The 16,782-nt window shown below is 51.2% G+C and carries 16 protein-coding genes; 8 read left to right on the plus strand and 8 right to left on the minus strand.

From position 1 onward, the window contains the following. Window positions 1-202: 202 nt before the first annotated feature. The 3 genes from malM to malK form a co-directional block, all read right to left on the minus strand. On the minus strand, window positions 203-1,150 hold the full coding sequence (gene malM / locus OGX66_RS01390) for a maltose operon protein MalM (protein ID WP_088902842.1): 948 nt from the start codon (window positions 1,148-1,150) through the stop codon (window positions 203-205). A 113-nt stretch (window positions 1,151-1,263) separates the two neighbouring features. Continuing rightward, entirely contained in the window at window positions 1,264-2,619 is a 1,356-nt protein-coding gene (locus OGX66_RS01395; RefSeq protein WP_003031683.1) for a maltoporin, read from the minus strand. Between the two features lie 78 nt (window positions 2,620-2,697). Then, window positions 2,698-3,807, minus strand: coding sequence for a maltose/maltodextrin ABC transporter ATP-binding protein MalK (gene malK / locus OGX66_RS01400; RefSeq protein WP_003031682.1), 1,110 nt, complete (start codon window positions 3,805-3,807; stop codon window positions 2,698-2,700). Between the two features lie 360 nt (window positions 3,808-4,167). Between malK and malE the strand changes: the two genes are divergently transcribed. The 6 genes from malE to nhaC all read left to right on the plus strand — a co-directional run bounded on the left by malE (window position 4,168) and on the right by nhaC (window position 10,864). Further along, entirely contained in the window at window positions 4,168-5,358 is a 1,191-nt protein-coding gene (gene malE, locus OGX66_RS01405) for a maltose/maltodextrin ABC transporter substrate-binding protein MalE (protein WP_003031680.1), read from the plus strand. Between the two features lie 131 nt (window positions 5,359-5,489). Then, entirely contained in the window at window positions 5,490-7,034 is a 1,545-nt protein-coding gene (malF, locus tag OGX66_RS01410; RefSeq protein WP_270939459.1) for a maltose ABC transporter permease MalF, read from the plus strand. Between the two features lie 14 nt (window positions 7,035-7,048). Next, window positions 7,049-7,939 carry a maltose ABC transporter permease MalG gene (malG, locus tag OGX66_RS01415; RefSeq protein WP_003031677.1) on the plus strand — a complete coding sequence of 297 codons (891 nt, stop codon included), beginning with the start codon at window positions 7,049-7,051 and terminating at the stop codon, window positions 7,937-7,939. A gap of 302 nt (window positions 7,940-8,241) precedes the next feature. Beyond that, window positions 8,242-8,562 (plus strand): beta C-S lyase family protein, encoded by a 321-nt coding sequence (locus tag OGX66_RS01420; RefSeq protein ID WP_270939460.1) that lies wholly within the window; start codon window positions 8,242-8,244, stop codon window positions 8,560-8,562. A gap of 36 nt (window positions 8,563-8,598) precedes the next feature. Then, window positions 8,599-9,420: a MalY/PatB family protein gene (locus OGX66_RS01425; RefSeq protein WP_270939468.1), complete on the plus strand. Its 822-nt coding sequence runs from the start codon at window positions 8,599-8,601 to the stop codon at window positions 9,418-9,420. After that, window positions 9,413-10,864, plus strand: a complete 1,452-nt coding sequence (gene nhaC, locus OGX66_RS01430) for a Na+/H+ antiporter NhaC (RefSeq protein WP_032938203.1) — start codon at window positions 9,413-9,415, stop codon at window positions 10,862-10,864. The genes OGX66_RS01425 and nhaC overlap by 8 nt, the downstream gene beginning before the upstream one ends. A 75-nt stretch (window positions 10,865-10,939) precedes the next feature. Here nhaC and psiE read toward each other — a convergent pair whose 3' ends face one another. Beyond that, the gene (gene psiE / locus OGX66_RS01435; RefSeq protein WP_003031674.1) at window positions 10,940-11,350 is read right to left on the minus strand and encodes a phosphate-starvation-inducible protein PsiE; all 411 of its coding nucleotides are present in this window, start codon (window positions 11,348-11,350) and stop codon (window positions 10,940-10,942) included. 140 nt (window positions 11,351-11,490) lie between these two features. On the opposite strand from psiE, the gene OGX66_RS01440 reads away from it, so the two are divergent. Together OGX66_RS01440 and OGX66_RS01445 are read left to right on the plus strand one after the other, a co-directional pair. Further along, a complete protein-coding gene (locus OGX66_RS01440) occupies window positions 11,491-12,000 on the plus strand; it encodes a GNAT family N-acetyltransferase (protein ID WP_049003152.1) in 510 nt (169 codons plus the stop codon). A 10-nt stretch (window positions 12,001-12,010) separates the two neighbouring features. Beyond that, the gene (locus OGX66_RS01445) at window positions 12,011-12,466 is read left to right on the plus strand and encodes an acyltransferase (protein WP_171862864.1); all 456 of its coding nucleotides are present in this window, start codon (window positions 12,011-12,013) and stop codon (window positions 12,464-12,466) included. Between the two features lie 97 nt (window positions 12,467-12,563). On the opposite strand, the gene OGX66_RS01450 is transcribed toward OGX66_RS01445, so the two are convergent. From OGX66_RS01450 to yjbE, 4 genes are all read right to left on the minus strand, one after another. Beyond that, window positions 12,564-14,660, minus strand: coding sequence for a YjbH domain-containing protein (locus OGX66_RS01450; protein ID WP_057102304.1), 2,097 nt, complete (start codon window positions 14,658-14,660; stop codon window positions 12,564-12,566). Then, on the minus strand, window positions 14,660-15,397 hold the full coding sequence (locus OGX66_RS01455; protein WP_032938208.1) for a capsule biosynthesis GfcC family protein: 738 nt from the start codon (window positions 15,395-15,397) through the stop codon (window positions 14,660-14,662). The genes OGX66_RS01450 and OGX66_RS01455 overlap by 1 nt, the downstream gene beginning before the upstream one ends. Next, entirely contained in the window at window positions 15,394-16,032 is a 639-nt protein-coding gene (locus OGX66_RS01460) for a YjbF family lipoprotein (protein WP_032938210.1), read from the minus strand. Before OGX66_RS01460 ends, OGX66_RS01455 begins: the two co-directional genes overlap by 4 nt. 119 nt (window positions 16,033-16,151) lie before the next feature. Beyond that, window positions 16,152-16,400: an exopolysaccharide production protein YjbE gene (gene yjbE / locus OGX66_RS01465; RefSeq protein ID WP_164563243.1), complete on the minus strand. Its 249-nt coding sequence runs from the start codon at window positions 16,398-16,400 to the stop codon at window positions 16,152-16,154. Window positions 16,401-16,782: the final 382 nt, after the last annotated feature.

Below are 16,782 nucleotides of genomic sequence, written 5' to 3' on the forward strand. Positions count from 1 at the left end.
TTGCAGAGAACCATACGTCCCGAACAATGCAGGGAAAAGTACGTTGTATAAAAAGCAGCTTAAATTCAGAAAACGTTTAGATTACTTTCCATTTCAGAGTGGAATTTATCAAATTACATACACATGCCTAATCATTACAGATAAAAAAAGGTGCGCCAGGAGACGCACCAGTTGTTGCAAAATCAGCACTGCGGGGAGACGTTTACCCCTTGCCTTTTACACTGCTGATAAAGGTGGATCGGGCAGATTTGGATCCCAGACGTTCAGCTTCATCAAGCAGCTTCAGCGCTTTATCGACATCGCCTTTCGCCACGGCATCCTTAATGCCCTGGTTAAAATAACTTTCCGTGTCATTTAACATCGGCTCACTTTTCTTCACCGGTTGTGGCGCTGGAGCAGCAACGGCTGCTGCCGGGGCCGCGTAGACCACCGCAGGCGCGGCGGTATTGCCAACCGTGACAGGGCCAGGGCCGGATGAGCCAAACAGCGGCCCTACCAGCACGCTGGAGGAGGAACTGGTTTTGACTTTCAGCTTCAGCAGACCGTCGGTGGTATGACGGGCGATCGGGTCAGGAATATCCGGAACAGCGTTACCTACACCCTTGGCATAGGCTTTTGCCGGGTCAAGCAGGGTCGTGGTCTGCTGGAGATCTTTATCTGTGGTAAAGACCAGAACATAGAGCTTTTGCTGGCCCAGCGCTGGCGTCAGACGCATTACGCCTTCCAGACGATCGGCACTCATCACGCCGGGTTCCTGGTAGGTGAAATAGCTGCTGGGGAAGAACGCAGATGGCGTCATGTTCTGATCAAGAATTAAAACGTTTGGTGCAAATACACTGGTTTGTTTGTTGACTTCACTGGTCAGCGTCAGAGTTAACTCACCAATATTCGCGGGTACGCTGTACGCAGCGACTGGGCCAGTAATACCAGCAACATCAAGACGCTGACCCGCTGTCGCTAGCTGTGTCGACTGGGTTTTGGATTGATCAACCGGCGTCCAGGTTAACTGTTGTAGCGCAGCAGTGGGGATAGTTGGAGCCGCGGTGGTGTTTTGCGGAACAATATTTACATCGGCCAGGCTGATGCCAGGCGCGCTGGCAAATAACCCTGCAGATAAACAAAGGGCAACGAGACTTTTCTTCATTTTCATTGTTATCACCTCAGATAGCATGGGTTCAGCGGTGGCCAGGCAATAGCGCGCTAAACCGTAATCAAGAGGGGCTGGCGCCCCTCTTTCGGTCTTTACGTCAGGTTAGTGCTGAATTACCACCAGATTTCCATCTGGGCACCGAAGGACCACTCATCGCTGTCGCCACGGCTGGTTGTGCTGATACCAGAGTTGGTTGCAGCGGCGTATTTGGTTACGTCGTTACCATTTTTAACGTAGCCCCACTCTTCATCCCATTTGGCATAGGTTGCAAAGACACGAATTGCCGGGCGGGACCAGATGCTGTCGCCAGCCTGCCACTGTTGCGCCAGGGTGATTTTGTACTGGCTGTTGCGATCGCCAGTCTGCTGAGATTTGACGTTGTCGTAACCGACTTCCAGCAGGGTGCTCATGATCGGTGTCCATTTGTACATCGGACGGATACCGACGGTGTACCATTCGGTCCCCAGGTCGTTATCCATATCGAGGTTCTGGTACATACCGACGTACATCAGATCCCATTTGTCGCCCAGGGAGATTGCACCGTGGTCAAGTACGCGGAACAGGCTACCGTTGTTATTAATAACGTTATTGGCGTAATTCGTTTTACTACCGTCTGGGTTAGTAACAGTGAAGGAGGATGAACCGTAAGACCCTTGGTTCAGACCTTTACCCTGAGTGGTCATAGAATCTGTCGCGTACTGAACAACAAACTTGTTGTAGCCCTTCAGCATGCTCTGGGTATGTTCAGCGGTGAACATCCAACCGTCTTTAGATGCGCCGTCTGCCAGGTGGTAATCATCGGTGGTATTCGCGCGACCATAGTCAACGCCCAGTTCCAACATCCCATCCGGGTTAGTTGCCAACTGCGCTAAACGAACGTCAAATACGTCGTTGGCGGTGTCTTTGGTACGATCATAGATATTCTGGCTGCTGAAAGCATATGAGCCACCCGCTTCCTGTGAACGGCTCGCGGCCAGAGACAGTTTACCGAAGCCCAGATCGATGTTTTCAATACCAGCACCAGGACCTGAAATATCCCAGTAGTAGAAGTCGATCATGTGAACATCATGACGCTGATAGAAGCGCTTACCTGCCCAGATAGTGGAGCCTGGCAGCCATTCAATCAGGTTTTTACCCTGCACGTTGGCTTCACGGAAGGCCGGGTCAGTCCCTTCCCAGTCATTCTGCTGTGCGACGGAATAGGCAACGTTAGTGTCGAAGTAGAAGCTCTTATCGCCCTCTTTCCACACTTCCTGACCTAATTTAATTTCCGCATAGGTTTCACATTCGTTACCAAGACGGTATTTACTTTGGGCGCCGGTTGCCTGGAAACACTGTTGTTCACCGCCGCTACCCGTCCAGCCAATACCGGAACGTGCATAGCCATGGAAATCCACAGCCATTGCCTGAACAGACATAATGCCTGCCGCCACAGCAACCGCCAGAGGGAGTTTGCGCAGAGTAATCATCGTTCTATCTCCTGAGATCATTGCTTTTCTTTAAACGCTTCACCTTGACGGTTTTGCGCTTTTTTTTAATGGGATACCTTAAACACCCGGCTCTTGATGCAACCGACGACATGCACTGCCATCCTCACGGAACAGATGGCAACGCTCTGGCGGCAGGCCGATAGCGAATGTGGCACCCTCTTCTACCAACACCACGTCGTTCTGGCGGTAAACCAGGTTTTGACGGATGGCGGGGATCTGGATATGAATTTGTGTTTCGTGACCAAGCTGCTCGACCACCTGCACTTCACCTTCGAGGGTGACATCGGCGATATCGCTGGGCAGCAGATGTTCCGGGCGGATACCTAAAGACATGTTGGCACCAACCTGCACCGCATGGCTGTCTACCGGGAGCCATATTTGCTGGCGGTTAGGCAGTTCAACCTGCACCTGATCGATGGCCGTCCCGGTGACTTTCACCGGCAGGAAGTTCATCTTCGGCGAGCCAATAAACCCGGCAACAAAGCGGTCAGCCGGGTAGTGGTATAGCTCCAGCGGTTTACCGACCTGCGCTACGCGACCGGCATCCAGCACCACAATTTTGTCAGCCAGGGTCATCGCTTCGACCTGATCGTGGGTGACGTAAATCATCGTGCGACCAAGACGTTTATGCAGGCGGGAGATTTCAATACGCATCTGCACGCGCAGCGCGGCGTCGAGGTTTGACAGCGGTTCGTCCAGCAGGAATACTCGCGGTTCGGCGACCAGCGTACGGCCAATCGCCACACGCTGACGTTGTCCGCCGGAAAGCGCTTTTGGTTTACGCTCCAGCAGGTGTGCCAGTTGCAGAACTTCCGCAACCTGGTTCACACGCTGGTTCATCACTTCTTTTTTCGCCCCGGCCAGTTTGAGGCCGAATGACATGTTTTCCGCGACAGATAAATGGGGGTATAACGCGTAGGACTGAAAGACCATGCCCACACCGCGTTCGGCGGGCGGAATGTCGTTCATCCGGGTCTCCCCGATAAACAAGTCACCACTGGTGATGGTTTCAAGCCCGGCGATCATACGCAGCAAGGTCGACTTACCGCAGCCTGACGGTCCGACAAACACCACGAATTCCCCTTCGTGAATGTCGAGATTAATATCTTTCGATACCACCACGTCACCCCAGGCTTTTGTTACATTTCGCAGCTGTACGCTCGCCATGCCCTTCTCCCTTCGTTACAACCTGTCATCGACAGCAACATTCATGATGGGCTGACTATGCGCGATCACTTGACTGCGTGAATCCTCCACCCCCCGGCTTTTTTATGGGGGAGGAGGCGGGAGGATGAGAGAGCAGCGTCTGAGACCCGGGCTACCCGCCGCAGAGGAATTTCGTGATGCAGCCTGCAAAAATCGGTGGGTTTTTATGTGCGCCAGTACGCAATACTCACATTTATGTAACACAGATCACATAAAGAGCGGGTGGGGCGTAGGGGTAAGGAGGATGGAAAGAGGTTGTCGTATAAAGAAACTAGTAACCGTTAAGCCACCTCTGCAAAATCACCAAACAGGATGGGAACTATGAAAATCAAAACTGGCGCACGCATCCTCGCATTGTCTGCATTAACGACGATGATGTTTTCCGCCTCGGCTCTCGCCAAGATTGAAGAAGGTAAGCTGGTTATCTGGATTAACGGCGACAAAGGCTATAACGGCCTCGCTGAAGTGGGCAAAAAATTCGAGAAAGACACCGGGATCAAAGTCACTATTGAGCACCCGGACAAACTGGAAGAGAAATTCCCGCAGGTTGCCGCGACCGGCGACGGCCCGGACATCATCTTCTGGGCTCATGACCGTTTTGGCGGTTACGCTCAGTCTGGCCTGCTGGCTGAAATCACGCCTGACAAAGCGTTCCAGGACAAACTCTATCCGTTCACCTGGGATGCCGTACGCTATAACGGCAAACTGATTGCCTACCCGATCGCGGTTGAAGCGCTATCGCTGATTTACAACAAAGACCTCGTGCCAAACCCACCGAAAACCTGGGAAGAAATTCCTGCACTGGATAAAGAACTGAAGGCGAAAGGTAAATCCGCGCTGATGTTCAACCTGCAAGAGCCGTACTTCACCTGGCCGCTGATTGCCGCCGACGGCGGTTACGCATTCAAGTTTGAAAACGGCAAGTACGATGTGAAAGACGTGGGCGTGGATAACGCCGGCGCGAAAGCGGGCCTGACCTTCCTGGTTGACCTGATCAAGAACAAACACATGAACGCGGATACCGATTACTCCATCGCCGAAGCGGCCTTTAACAAGGGCGATACCGCGATGACCATCAACGGTCCGTGGGCGTGGTCCAATATCGACAAGAGCAAAATCAACTACGGCGTCACGCTGCTGCCAACCTTCAAAGGCAAAGCGTCTAAACCATTTGTTGGCGTTCTGAGCGCCGGTATCAACGCCGCCAGCCCGAACAAAGAACTGGCGAAAGAGTTCCTCGAAAACTACCTGCTGACCGATCAGGGTCTGGATGAAGTGAACAAGGACAAGCCGCTGGGCGCCGTTGCGCTGAAATCCTTCCAGGATCAGTTAGCAAAAGACCCACGCATCGCCGCCACCATGGATAACGCCCAGAAAGGCGAAATCATGCCGAACATCCCACAGATGTCCGCATTCTGGTATGCCGTTCGTACCGCAGTGATCAACGCAGCCAGCGGCCGTCAGACCGTCGATGCCGCGCTGAAAGATGCACAAGGTCGTATCACCAAGTAATGCTGTAGCACACGTGCCGGATGGCGGCATAAATGCCTTATCCGGCCTACAACACACCGTAGGCCTGATAAGCGCAGCGCCATCAGGCACGCTGACCAACAGGTTTTCATTGTTGTTGAGGATTGAACCCCATGGATGTCATTAAAAAGAAACACTGGTGGCAAAGCGACACGCTGAAATGGTCAGTGATGGGTCTGCTTGGGCTGCTGGTCGGTTACCTTGTTGTTTTGATGTACGCTCAGGGGGAGTACCTGTTTGCCATCATGACGCTGATTTTAAGCTCTGCTGGCCTGTATATTTTCGCTAACCGTAAAGCCTATGCCTGGCGCTATGTTTACCCGGGCGTTGCCGGTATGGGGCTGTTTGTCCTGTTTCCGCTGATTTGTACGATCGCCATTGCCTTTACCAACTACAGCAGTACCAACCAACTGACCTTTGAACGCGCTCAGGAAGTCCTGATGGATCGTTCGTATCAGGCTGGGAAAACCTACAACTTTGGCCTGTATCCGGCGGGTGATGAGTGGCAACTGGCTCTCACCGACGGTGAAACCGGCAAGAATTATCTCTCCGACGCCTTTAAATTTGGCGGCGAACAGAAACTGCAGTTGAAAGAAGCCGAAGCGCTGCCAGCGGGCGAGCGTGCAACGCTGCGCATCATCACGCAAAATCGCCAGGCATTAACCCAATTGACCGCCATCCTGCCGGATGAAAGCAAAGTGATTATGAGTTCACTGCGCCAGTTTTCCGGCACGCAGCCACTTTATACACTCGCTGATGACGGTACGCTCACCAACAGCCAGAGCGGCGTAAAATACCGCGCCAATAACGATATTGGTTATTATCAGGCGATTAACGCTGACGGTAACTGGGGTAGCGAAAAACTCAGTCCAGGCTATACCGTTGCCATCGGCTGGGATAACTTCACTCGCGTGTTTACCGACGAAGGCATCCAGAAACCGTTCTTCGCCATCTTTGTCTGGACGGTGGTCTTCTCCGTTCTGACTGTGATCCTCACCGTTGCTGTGGGGATGGTGCTGGCCTGTCTCGTACAGTGGGAGTCACTCAAAGGCAAAGCGATTTACCGTGTGCTGTTGATTCTTCCGTATGCCGTACCGTCGTTTATCTCGATTCTGATTTTTAAGGGCTTATTCAACCAGAGCTTTGGTGAAATCAACATGATGCTGAGCGCACTGTTTGGTGTCAAACCGGCCTGGTTCAGCGACCCAACCACCGCGCGTTCGATGATTATTATCGTCAACACCTGGCTCGGTTATCCATACATGATGATCCTGTGCATGGGTCTGCTGAAAGCGATTCCTGACGATCTGTATGAAGCCTCGGCGATGGATGGTGCAGGTCCGTTCCAGAACTTCTTTAAGATAACGCTACCGCTGCTGATTAAGCCGCTGACACCGCTGATGATCGCCAGCTTCGCCTTTAACTTTAACAACTTCGTGCTGATTCAGCTGTTGACCAACGGTGGCCCGGACCGACTCGGCACCACCACGCCAGCCGGTTATACCGACCTGCTCGTGAGCTACACCTACCGTATCGCCTTTGAAGGCGGCGGTGGTCAGGACTTCGGTCTGGCGGCGGCGATTGCCACGCTGATCTTCCTGCTGGTGGGTGCGCTGGCGATTGTGAACCTGAAAGCCACACGTATGAAGTTTGATTAAGGGAGACAACGAACATGGCTATGGTACAACCCAAATCTCAGAAACTGCGTCTCTTAACAACGCACCTGCTGCTGCTGATTTTCATCGCGGCGATCATGTTCCCGTTGCTGATGGTTATCGCTATCTCGCTGCGCGAAGGTAACTTTGCCACCGGCAGTTTGATCCCGGAAAACATCTCCTGGGAACACTGGAAACTGGCACTGGGCTTTAGCGTTGAACACGCGGATGGCCGCGTGACGCCACCGCCATTCCCGGTATTGTTATGGCTGTGGAACTCGGTGAAAGTGGCCAGCATTACCGCGATCGGTATCGTGACGCTTTCCACCACCTGTGCTTACGCCTTTGCCCGTATGCGTTTCCCGGGCAAAGCAACCCTGCTGAAAGGGATGCTGATTTTCCAGATGTTCCCGGCGGTGCTGTCTCTGGTCGCGTTGTATGCTTTGTTTGACCGCCTGGGTCAGTACATTCCGTTTATCGGCCTGAACACGCACGGCGGCGTGATCTTCGCCTATCTTGGCGGTATTGCGCTGCATGTATGGACGATTAAGGGTTATTTCGAAACCATCGACGGTTCGCTGGAAGAAGCGGCCGCGCTGGATGGCGCAACGCCGTGGCAGGCATTCCGCCTGGTGCTGCTACCACTTTCCGTTCCGATTCTGGCGGTCGTGTTTATTTTGTCTTTCATTGCCGCTATTACCGAAGTACCGGTCGCGTCACTGCTGCTGCGTGATGTGAACAGCTATACCCTCGCGGTAGGTATGCAGCAGTACCTCAATCCACAGAACTATTTGTGGGGCGACTTTGCCGCCGCAGCTGTACTTTCAGCCATTCCGATCACTCTGGTGTTCTTGCTGGCGCAGCGCTGGCTGGTCAACGGACTGACGGCAGGTGGTGTGAAAGGTTAAGTTTTACCGAAGTAACTGCCCGGCAACGGGCAATGCCACTGCAACCCTCAACTTATGTTATCCCAACCTGTGACTGTTATTCGGCGCTCTACGGAGCGCCCTTTTTTTATGTAAATTACAGGCGGTTAAGCGATGTAAAACGTTTACACTCGCCGGATTATTTTTATTGACAGATAGTTAACATCTTTGTGATAAGCATCACATATGCAAATTTTCATAATGACGAAAACAAAATACAGAATAACACTTCCACCCTCGAAATATTACATTACTCTAAAGATGAAATCGGGCGAGTAACAAATATGAAAGTTTATAATTTTGATAAAGTTATTTCACGCGACGGAACCTATAGCGCTAAATATAATAACAAGGGGCGTGAAATCATCCCTCTATCTGTAGCTGATATGGATATCCCGGTAGCTGATTTTATGGTTTCTGAATTATCAGTCGCAAATCAGAAAGGTATCTACGGTTATACATTATTAAGTGATGACTGGCAGCAAGTGACAGCACAGTGGTATCAACGCCATTACTCGTGGAAGGTCAACCCTGAACACATTGTTTTTTGCCCACGAGTGGTACAAGCCGTTTCATTATATATCCAGAATTTTACCCAACCGTGAGATGCTATTGTCAGCCTGGCACCAGCCTATCATCCTATTAGCCATGCAGTTGAAGTCAACCATAGAGTATTGCTGGAAAGTGCGTTGCTTTATCGTGACCGCTCCTATGAAATAGACTTTGCGGATCTCGAAGATAAGTTTAAAACGGCTTGTTGTTTCATTCTAATATCGCCGCATAATCCAACAGGAACAATCTGGTCAGAAGATAATCTAAGAAAAATAGCTTCATTAGCAGAGAAATACAACGTTTTTATTATTTCTGATGATGTTCATGCAGACTTCAATTTCATCAAAAAACAACATCAAACAATTTCTTCGATAAGTTCATACGTTGCACAAAACTCGTTTATTTGTACATCTCCGGCAAAAACATTCAATATGGCCGGACTTGAAATCGCCAATATTGTTATTGCTAATAATAAGTATCGAGAAAAGTTTAAATCAGCTCTTATTGCAGCAGGTATCCATAATCCTGGTTATTTCTCTGTTCCTGCATTTCTCTGTGCTTACCGCCATGGTGATTCTTGGTTAGCAGCATTAAAAGATTATTTAGCCGAAAACAGGAGTTGGGTTCAATCCTTTTGCCAGACTCATTTTCCAGACTGGGTTTTAGCCTCTGGTGGCGGAACTTACATGTTGTGGATTGACTACCGAGCGATGAACATCAGCGAAGAGCAGCTACGCCATTGGTTTGTTTCGCTCGCAGGTGTTGAGATGAGTTGGGGATCAGATTTTGGCGATGAAGGACTTGGTTTTTTCCGTGTGAACATTGCCACGCCGAGAACCATTCTTAAAGAAGCATTTGAACGGATTTATCAGAGCATACCCTACACTAAAGGAGTTTCCCTCCATGAATAATAACAATACTCCAAGAACACCAACTCTGGTGGAATCAATGTTACCGATACTGGCGATGGTCTTATTGCTGGGGGTTGGTTATGCGGCTTTCGATCTACCACCTGAGCCATTAATGGTCCTTTCGACCGTCATTGCGGCACTATTGGTTAAGCGTTTGGGGTACGGCTACAACGCAATCCTTGAATCAATTTCGCAGAAAATCGCCAAAACGATGCCCGCTCTCTTAATTTTGATCAGCGTGGGTCTACTGATTGGGACATGGATGATAGGCGGTACTATTCCGCTGATGATTTATTACGGCCTTAATCTGATAAACCCTTCAATGATCTATGTGACAGCCCTGCTTGTCACTGCAGTCGTCTCTGTGTGCACAGGAACATCCTGGGGCTCAGCGGGCACAGTCGGTGTAGCGTTTATGGGCGTGGCCATCGGAATGGAGGCTAATCTGGCAGCAACTGCTGGCGCTATTGTGGCGGGAGCTTACTTCGGGGACAAACTGTCTCCCCTTTCTGGTGACACTAACCTGGCAGCGATGGCCGCCCAGATAGATCTCTATGAACATATCGCTCATTTACTTTACACAACCCTTCCTTCCTTGATCCTTTCTGCTGTTGTCATGACCCTCTATGGTATGAATGGCGATCTCGGCGGCTCAACCGTTCCCGATAAAGTTCAGTTAATTACAGAGGGATTAAAGGGAATTTACCATTTTAATTTGTTGTTACTGTTACCCATTGCTATTGTCCTGTACGGCTCGATTACCAAGAAACCAACCATTCCAATTATGTTAGTTTCGGCACTGGTTGCCATGATCAACGCCAGCGTCATTCAGGGTTTCACTCTGCACGATATTGTAAAAAGCGCCGTAGACGGATTTAACGTTTCAATGCTTGCCGATAAAGATGTTAATCCCCTATTGGGTAATTTGCTTAACCGTGGTGGCATGAACTCGATGATGAGTACGCTGCTGATTTGTTTCTGCGCCCTTTCATTTGCGGGAACATTGGCTCTGAGCGGTGCTTTAGAAGTCATTGTCCACAACCTACTTAAACTAGTTCATTCCACAGGAACCATGATTCTTGCGACTATTGCCTGTGGTTTAACAATGATTAGCGTGACCTGTAATGGTCAGATCTCAATCCTGATTCCGATTGAAATGCTACGAAGCGCTTATATTGAGCGTGGGCTACACCCAAAAAATCTGGCAAGGACAGTAGAAGACTCTGCCACCATATTCGAGCCGATTCTGCCCTGGACTGCGGCGGGAGCCTACATGGCAGGTACGCTTGGTGTTGCAACATTAAGCTATCTTCCGTGGGCGATTCTCTGCTGGAGTGGCATTTTCTTTGCGACGTTATGGGGTTTCACTGGTTTTGGCATTGCTCGCTTATCCAAAGAAAAGCAGCAACAGCTCATGATGGAAGCAGCAAATGAAAGCAAGTAGTACCAGCCTGATTAAGATATTTGCCAATAATTAACTACGTCTACACGCCGCAGCCCGATTGCGGCGTGTTGTCTTTTACTCTCGCTTCAGCCGTTTGGAATTACACAGCCACAGGGTGATCACCAGCAGCAGGATCGCTGCAGAATAGATCAGCACATCCATCGGCGCTTTATGATCGACGATGATCAACCGCACAATCGCGGTGATCCCGATATAGACAAAGTAGCGCAACGGAAAGTGAAACCCTGACTGAAAGTACTTCACAATCAACGCGATAAATTCAAAGTAGAGGAAGTAAACCACCAGCCCTTCCACCAGCTCATACTTGCTGGTTTGTTCCGGCGCGAACAGCACGTCCGCCAGATGCAGCGTTTCTTTCCCGAGGAATACAACCAGGATCAGGCCCAGACTCAGCAGTCCCAGATTCAACACGGTCTGTAAAATAGTGGAGATAAACTCCACGCGCGGACGAGATAGCGACGTCATAACAGCACCTCTTACTCAGTGGCGAGGTTCCTGTATAACGCAAAAATGTGACAGAGATCTACATTTTTTGTTTATGTTTTGTGCAGCTCAATAATAATGCAACAATGCTCCTGCCTCTAATATCCTGAACGGAATACGAAATGCTTAAAGTTCAAATGGCAACCGCTGATGATGCCGCTCTGTTAAGCTCGATGGGATATACCAGCTATCGACATCATTTTGCGCATCTATGGAAAAATCCGCTCGAACTGGATGCTTATCTTGAACAGGAGTATTCCTTGCCCACGATCGCCCGGAGTTTGGCAAGTATGGAAACCTTCTGGCTTATCGCTTTTGCCGACACGCCCGTTGGCTTTGCGAAATATAGCTTGCGGCAATCCATTGAACCCGAAGGCCAACCAGGAACGCTACTCCATAAGATCTACCTGATGCCAGGAGAAACCGGTAAGCAGTATGGCGAGCAGCTATTTTCCGAGGTTGTCCGCCAGGCCAAAGCGCAAAATGAGCAACGGCTCTGGCTTGACGTACTGGCTGAAAATCCCCGTGCACGGCAGTTTTATGAGCAGCAAGGTATGATATTTGTGAAAGAAATCGCTTTCACTACCGACTCTCAAACCAGCGTCTTGTACGTCATGGAAAAACAGCTTTAAGAGAATGAATATGGTGAATACTCGACAATCTGCTATCCGCAACGTTACCTGCGGTGAGAACGTGGTGATTTATGAACCCGCCAATCTCTACGATTGCACATTGGGAGACAACGTTTTTGTCGGACCATTTGTTGAAATCCAGGGCAGCACGCAGATTGGCGCAGACAGCAAAATTCAGTCGCACACCTTCATCTGCGAATATGTCACCATCGGTTCCCGCTGTTTTATCGGGCATGGCGTGATGTTCGCCAACGATATGTTCCGCGAAGGAAAACCCAACGCCGACCGCAACAGCTGGGGACGCATTACGATTGGCGACGATGTTTCGATCGGCAGCGGGGCGACCATTCTGGCGGTCACTGTCTGCGATGGCGCGGTCATCGGCGCAGGAAGCGTAGTGACCAAATCGATCACCGAGAAAGGCGTGTACGCGGGAAACCCGGCAAAATTATTGCGTCGCCTGTAACTTCCCTGATGACGGCGTAAATACCTTATCCGGCCTGCAATACAGGCTCTTTGTAGGCCGGATAAGCGTAGCGCCATCCGGCTGGCAAACGGCTCGATTACCGAAAATTCACGCTGCGATCGCTGGTCATATCGTACAGACCAAACTTACGCCCAAGCTGCTGACCGCCATCACGTGTTAACGGCGTCCAGCCAATCGCCGCACGGCTGCGGGTCGGACCAGACGAGAACAGATCCAGCGGCACGGAAACGTACACCCCTTTAGTAAAATCACCCTCGCCATACTCATCCGGCGAGGCGTTAGTGATAGTCGCATAACCACCCACCACGACACCGCTGTCGAAGCGTTTGGCGATCTCCAACGTTCCGCCCTTATCCCCGGCCAGATACTGACCCACGCTGGCTTTCACCAGCACATCCTGGGCGAAAGAAGGATTCCAGTACGCAGTCAAATGCCCGGTCTTCACGCTGTAGTCGGTGAATTTCATCATGTCCTGCGCGCTACGCCAGTCACGCTGTTTCACGTAGTTGGCATCAACACCAAACGCCCAGTTGCTGTCCAGCGGACGATAGAGCACTTCTGCCCCCGCGCCGCCGTACATGGTCTCCAGATAGCCGCCGTACACCTGTCCGTAAAAACCGTTGCCGAGTGACTGGAAGTAGTTGGCCTGCAGGTTATTCACGTAAACATCGTTTTGCACGTAGTCACGTACATGGGTACGCACACGCGGCAAATGCGAATCCTGCGGCGGGTTGGTGTAGTTAAACTTGTCATAGTTATTGGCGAGATTGGCGAACAAACTCCCGGTGGTCAGCAGATGATCGGTCACCCACCAATCCGCCGTACCCATCACGCCCAACTGATACATATAGAAGTTTTCCGGGCCGCCCACCGACTGGTTTAACACCGGATCGATATGGAAATCGAAGCGCGACTTATCGATATACCAGCCCTGCTCGGTCGTTTTCGGCACCACCGGCTCCACGCGTTTTTGCGCCAGTTGAGTCTCATGGCCCAACGGCTCGCCTTCCAGATGGCGCTTGAGGCTGGAAACCTCTGTTTCGGTCGTCACCTGCGGCAAGTTAAGGCGATTTTCCGTAATACGGATCGTGCGGATCCCGTCAGGAAGATCGTTCATCACGATCCGGTTGGCACGCTCGATCCCCTCGCGTGAATCACGGTATTTCACCTGTTCGCCTGTTACATACAGCGTATCGCCCTGCACCTGGATTTTAGGATCAGCCAGCCCGGCATTGTATTTCAGCAGCGTTAGCTGATTCGCCACCACCGAATGTTGCAGGATGGCATCCTGCGGCTGCGGCTGATACTTCGGACGGGCGTTATCGTTATAGTTTGGGCGCAAATCGTTGAAGTTAGTCCGCAGCGTGAACCCAAACATAAAGGTGTTCCCGCGCTCATAGCTGAGGTTAACGTCGGCCCAATCGGTGACGCGATAAATAGCGCCGACGTTAAACTTGCTCTTCTGATCCAGCTTGCCCGCGAAATCCTGCTGGTAATTATTACCCTCATACTCCAGTTTCAGACGCAGCGGCTGCCAGGGTGTCTGATATTCCACGCCGCCAAACAGCGACGCCGGGCCGTGGAACATCTGGCTGCCGTCAATGGAACCCGCCTGCTTGTAGCTGTTATCGCGATGACAGAATTTATCGCTGTATGAGCAAAACGGATTGCTGACGTTGCCGCTGGTCCCGAGGTATCCCCAGCCAAGACCGAGTGAGAAATCAAACGGTCCCCAGGCTTTGTTCGCCACAATATACTCCGCATCGAACAGGCCCGTTCCGCCAATATCGCGTGCACCTACCGCCACCTGCGGCATCCAGTAGCTCTCTTCCCACAGACGTAGTTTGAGATCAAAAGCTTTATCCTTGTAAGTCTGATCGCCAGAAAACGACTCCACGCTACTGTATTGTTTGGTACGCACATCGGTATAGCGCAGGGTCGTTTCCAACCACGGGAAGAGCTGCACCGACGCAGAGTAATAGCGGTACTGATCGTTATCGCGGTAGTTAAGGCTCATTTCGCCCTCACGCGCCATGCGTGCGGTTGGGGTTTGCAGCAGCCCCACGCCGCCAAAATCGGACTGGGAAGGACCAATCGGCGCAGGATACGTTTCACCGTGACAGGCCGCACTGATACCCAGCGCCAACAGGCTGAGCAGATAAGTTTTTCTCATTATTCGGGTATCCGCTGGGTCAGGGTGCGAAGAATGTCGGCATTGATTTCATCCGGGGTGCTGCTCCAGACAGAGTCCGACAACCCGACAAAAATGATGCTGCCGGGCATCGGCTCAATGTGACGTTTGTTCCAGTAGGCGACCGGTACTTTTTGTGTGCGTCCGTCGGGATAGACAACCCAGGCGTAGCTACGATCCGCGCCGCTGAGCCGATGCTGCCCATCGAGATAGCTGGCAACATCACGTCCGGGTATAAACGGCTGTTTACCTGTGTGGCTTAGCAAACCCAACAGCGTGATATCCGTGGGCTGCGGTCCGACCCACAGTGTGTAATTACCCTGCAACGGCGGGTTGCCTGGCTCACTGGTACGCACTACATCCGGGTCGAGATTAATCGTCTGTCTACCGGCCACCTTCAGCGCCTGAATTTGCTGGCGTAATGCGTTGATAGCGCCAGCATCCTCACCGCTTGCTTCAGCGCTCAACGTCGCCAGACGAGCCAGTAATGCCTGCTGCTGACGTTGTGCCTCAGTTGTTGCCCGCTCTTCGCTGATAACCGCGCCTGGCCACCAGCTATTGCTTAACCGCGGCTGTCCAACCAGGTCGAGCAGATGTTCAGCCCCGGTCAGCATTTTTGCTTCTGTGCTACCTGTCGTAATCACTTTTACGCTGCCCGCAGCAAAAACAGATGCCGCGCACAGGCTGAATGTCAGCGCAGTAATCATTTGTTTCATCATGGTTTTGCCGCCTTAATCAGCGTGGTTTTCACCGGGAAGAAACCTGCGCCAAGATACTGTTCCGACTGGCGAATCATGCCGTCACTGTCTACCCAGTAGCGGTTATGCCAGCGCGTTTGATCGGTGGTGACCTCTTCATCAAGGATCCGTACCGGCGTGTTATCGCTGCCGACTTTGATGGTGTCTGCGCCATCCCATGTGAAAACCGAGCGCGCGGTGGCATAGCGTACCTGCTGATGTTCAGTCCAGCCCATCGTGCGGGTCCACGTTGTGCCGTCGACTATCTGATTTGGCTTGATGAGCGGGTCTGTCGCCAGATTATTCACCTCGATTAGGTTGTCCCCGCCAAGGTGCGTTTTCACAATGCGCCCATGCTGCGTGACGAGAATAGCCCGATCCTGAGTCACCCATTTCTGCTGTCCGTTTTCTGCAAACGCGAGTACCACAAACAGTTGGGGACCGCCGTTGAGCTGCATGTACTGGCTGGCGTAAGGCATGTTTTGAATTTCATCGTCCGTCATCTGTACGCCGGGAGTACCAAACACGCTATCCCACAGCGAATGACCCAGCCCTTCGGTAGTGGCTGAGCACGCCTGCAGTAGCAGGCAAACCATTATGATCGCTGGTCGCTTCACGACGTTTCTCCGCATTATTGCCGGGTGGCGCGACGCTTACCCGGCCTACAAATCCCACAGACTTTTGGCAATTCCAAAATAACCACACCGAAGTGTGGTTAGAATTAAACGTACCTTTATTACTGGGTACTGGTGGTTGTGGTTGTGGTAGTTGTGGTTCCGGTATTAGAACCATCGCCGCCGCCGGTCGCCGCCAGGGCAACCCCCACCGCAGAACTTACGGTGCTCACGCTGGTTGCGGAGGAACTTCCTGCCGAAACCGACGCGGCAGCCGACCCTGCAGCCTCACCCACCTGAACGGGGGCGGCATAGACAGAGGTCGCCGCAAGCGCAGATATAGCCCAAAGGCCATACAGAACTTTTTTCATCACAAATTCCCTTCATTGTATGAATGGAGATTTACCCAAAAGAATTTCGGGCGAGATCGAGTATACACAAGCGAAGTATGCAAATTAGGTCGAGAGGGAATTTAGGACAATTAGATAACGAGAGAAAAAATGATTAACAGCAAATAATAAAAAACAAATTAATTCAAATAGTTAAAATATAATAGTAAAAACACAATATCCGGTAAATCTGAAAATATCAGAAACAGGGTAACGTTGAATAAATTATTTTAGGATTAAGCTCAATTAAAGGGTGAAGTAAAAACGTAGATATCCTGGAGTAATCTTATAAAAAAGCCGATATTAATATCGGCTTTTTTATTTCATTAATGCCGGATGGCGGCGAAACGCCTTATCCGGCCTA

The sequence above is a fragment of the Citrobacter sp. Cf072 genome (assembly GCF_030334485.1).
Classification (GTDB): domain Bacteria; phylum Pseudomonadota; class Gammaproteobacteria; order Enterobacterales; family Enterobacteriaceae; genus Citrobacter; species Citrobacter freundii.

What these genes read in the sequence shown, in the direction of transcription:
- malG (WP_003031677.1), top strand. Translation starts at nt 7,049, where the DNA reads ATGGCTATGGTACAACCCAAATCTCAGAAACTGCGTCTCTTAACAACG.
- malE (WP_003031680.1), top strand. Translation starts at nt 4,168, where the DNA reads ATGAAAATCAAAACTGGCGCACGCATCCTCGCATTGTCTGCATTAACG.
- yjbE (WP_164563243.1), bottom strand. Translation starts at nt 16,400, where the DNA reads ATGAAAAAAGTTCTGTATGGCCTTTGGGCTATATCTGCGCTTGCGGCG.
- nhaC (WP_032938203.1), top strand. Translation starts at nt 9,413, where the DNA reads ATGAATAATAACAATACTCCAAGAACACCAACTCTGGTGGAATCAATG.
- malK (WP_003031682.1), bottom strand. Translation starts at nt 3,807, where the DNA reads ATGGCGAGCGTACAGCTGCGAAATGTAACAAAAGCCTGGGGTGACGTG.
- OGX66_RS01450 (WP_057102304.1), bottom strand. Translation starts at nt 14,660, where the DNA reads ATGAGAAAAACTTATCTGCTCAGCCTGTTGGCGCTGGGTATCAGTGCG.
- malF (WP_270939459.1), top strand. Translation starts at nt 5,490, where the DNA reads ATGGATGTCATTAAAAAGAAACACTGGTGGCAAAGCGACACGCTGAAA.
- OGX66_RS01440 (WP_049003152.1), top strand. Translation starts at nt 11,491, where the DNA reads ATGCTTAAAGTTCAAATGGCAACCGCTGATGATGCCGCTCTGTTAAGC.
- psiE (WP_003031674.1), bottom strand. Translation starts at nt 11,350, where the DNA reads ATGACGTCGCTATCTCGTCCGCGCGTGGAGTTTATCTCCACTATTTTA.
- OGX66_RS01395 (WP_003031683.1), bottom strand. Translation starts at nt 2,619, where the DNA reads ATGATTACTCTGCGCAAACTCCCTCTGGCGGTTGCTGTGGCGGCAGGC.
- OGX66_RS01420 (WP_270939460.1), top strand. Translation starts at nt 8,242, where the DNA reads ATGAAAGTTTATAATTTTGATAAAGTTATTTCACGCGACGGAACCTAT.
- malM (WP_088902842.1), bottom strand. Translation starts at nt 1,150, where the DNA reads ATGAAAATGAAGAAAAGTCTCGTTGCCCTTTGTTTATCTGCAGGGTTA.
- OGX66_RS01445 (WP_171862864.1), top strand. Translation starts at nt 12,011, where the DNA reads ATGGTGAATACTCGACAATCTGCTATCCGCAACGTTACCTGCGGTGAG.
- OGX66_RS01455 (WP_032938208.1), bottom strand. Translation starts at nt 15,397, where the DNA reads ATGATGAAACAAATGATTACTGCGCTGACATTCAGCCTGTGCGCGGCA.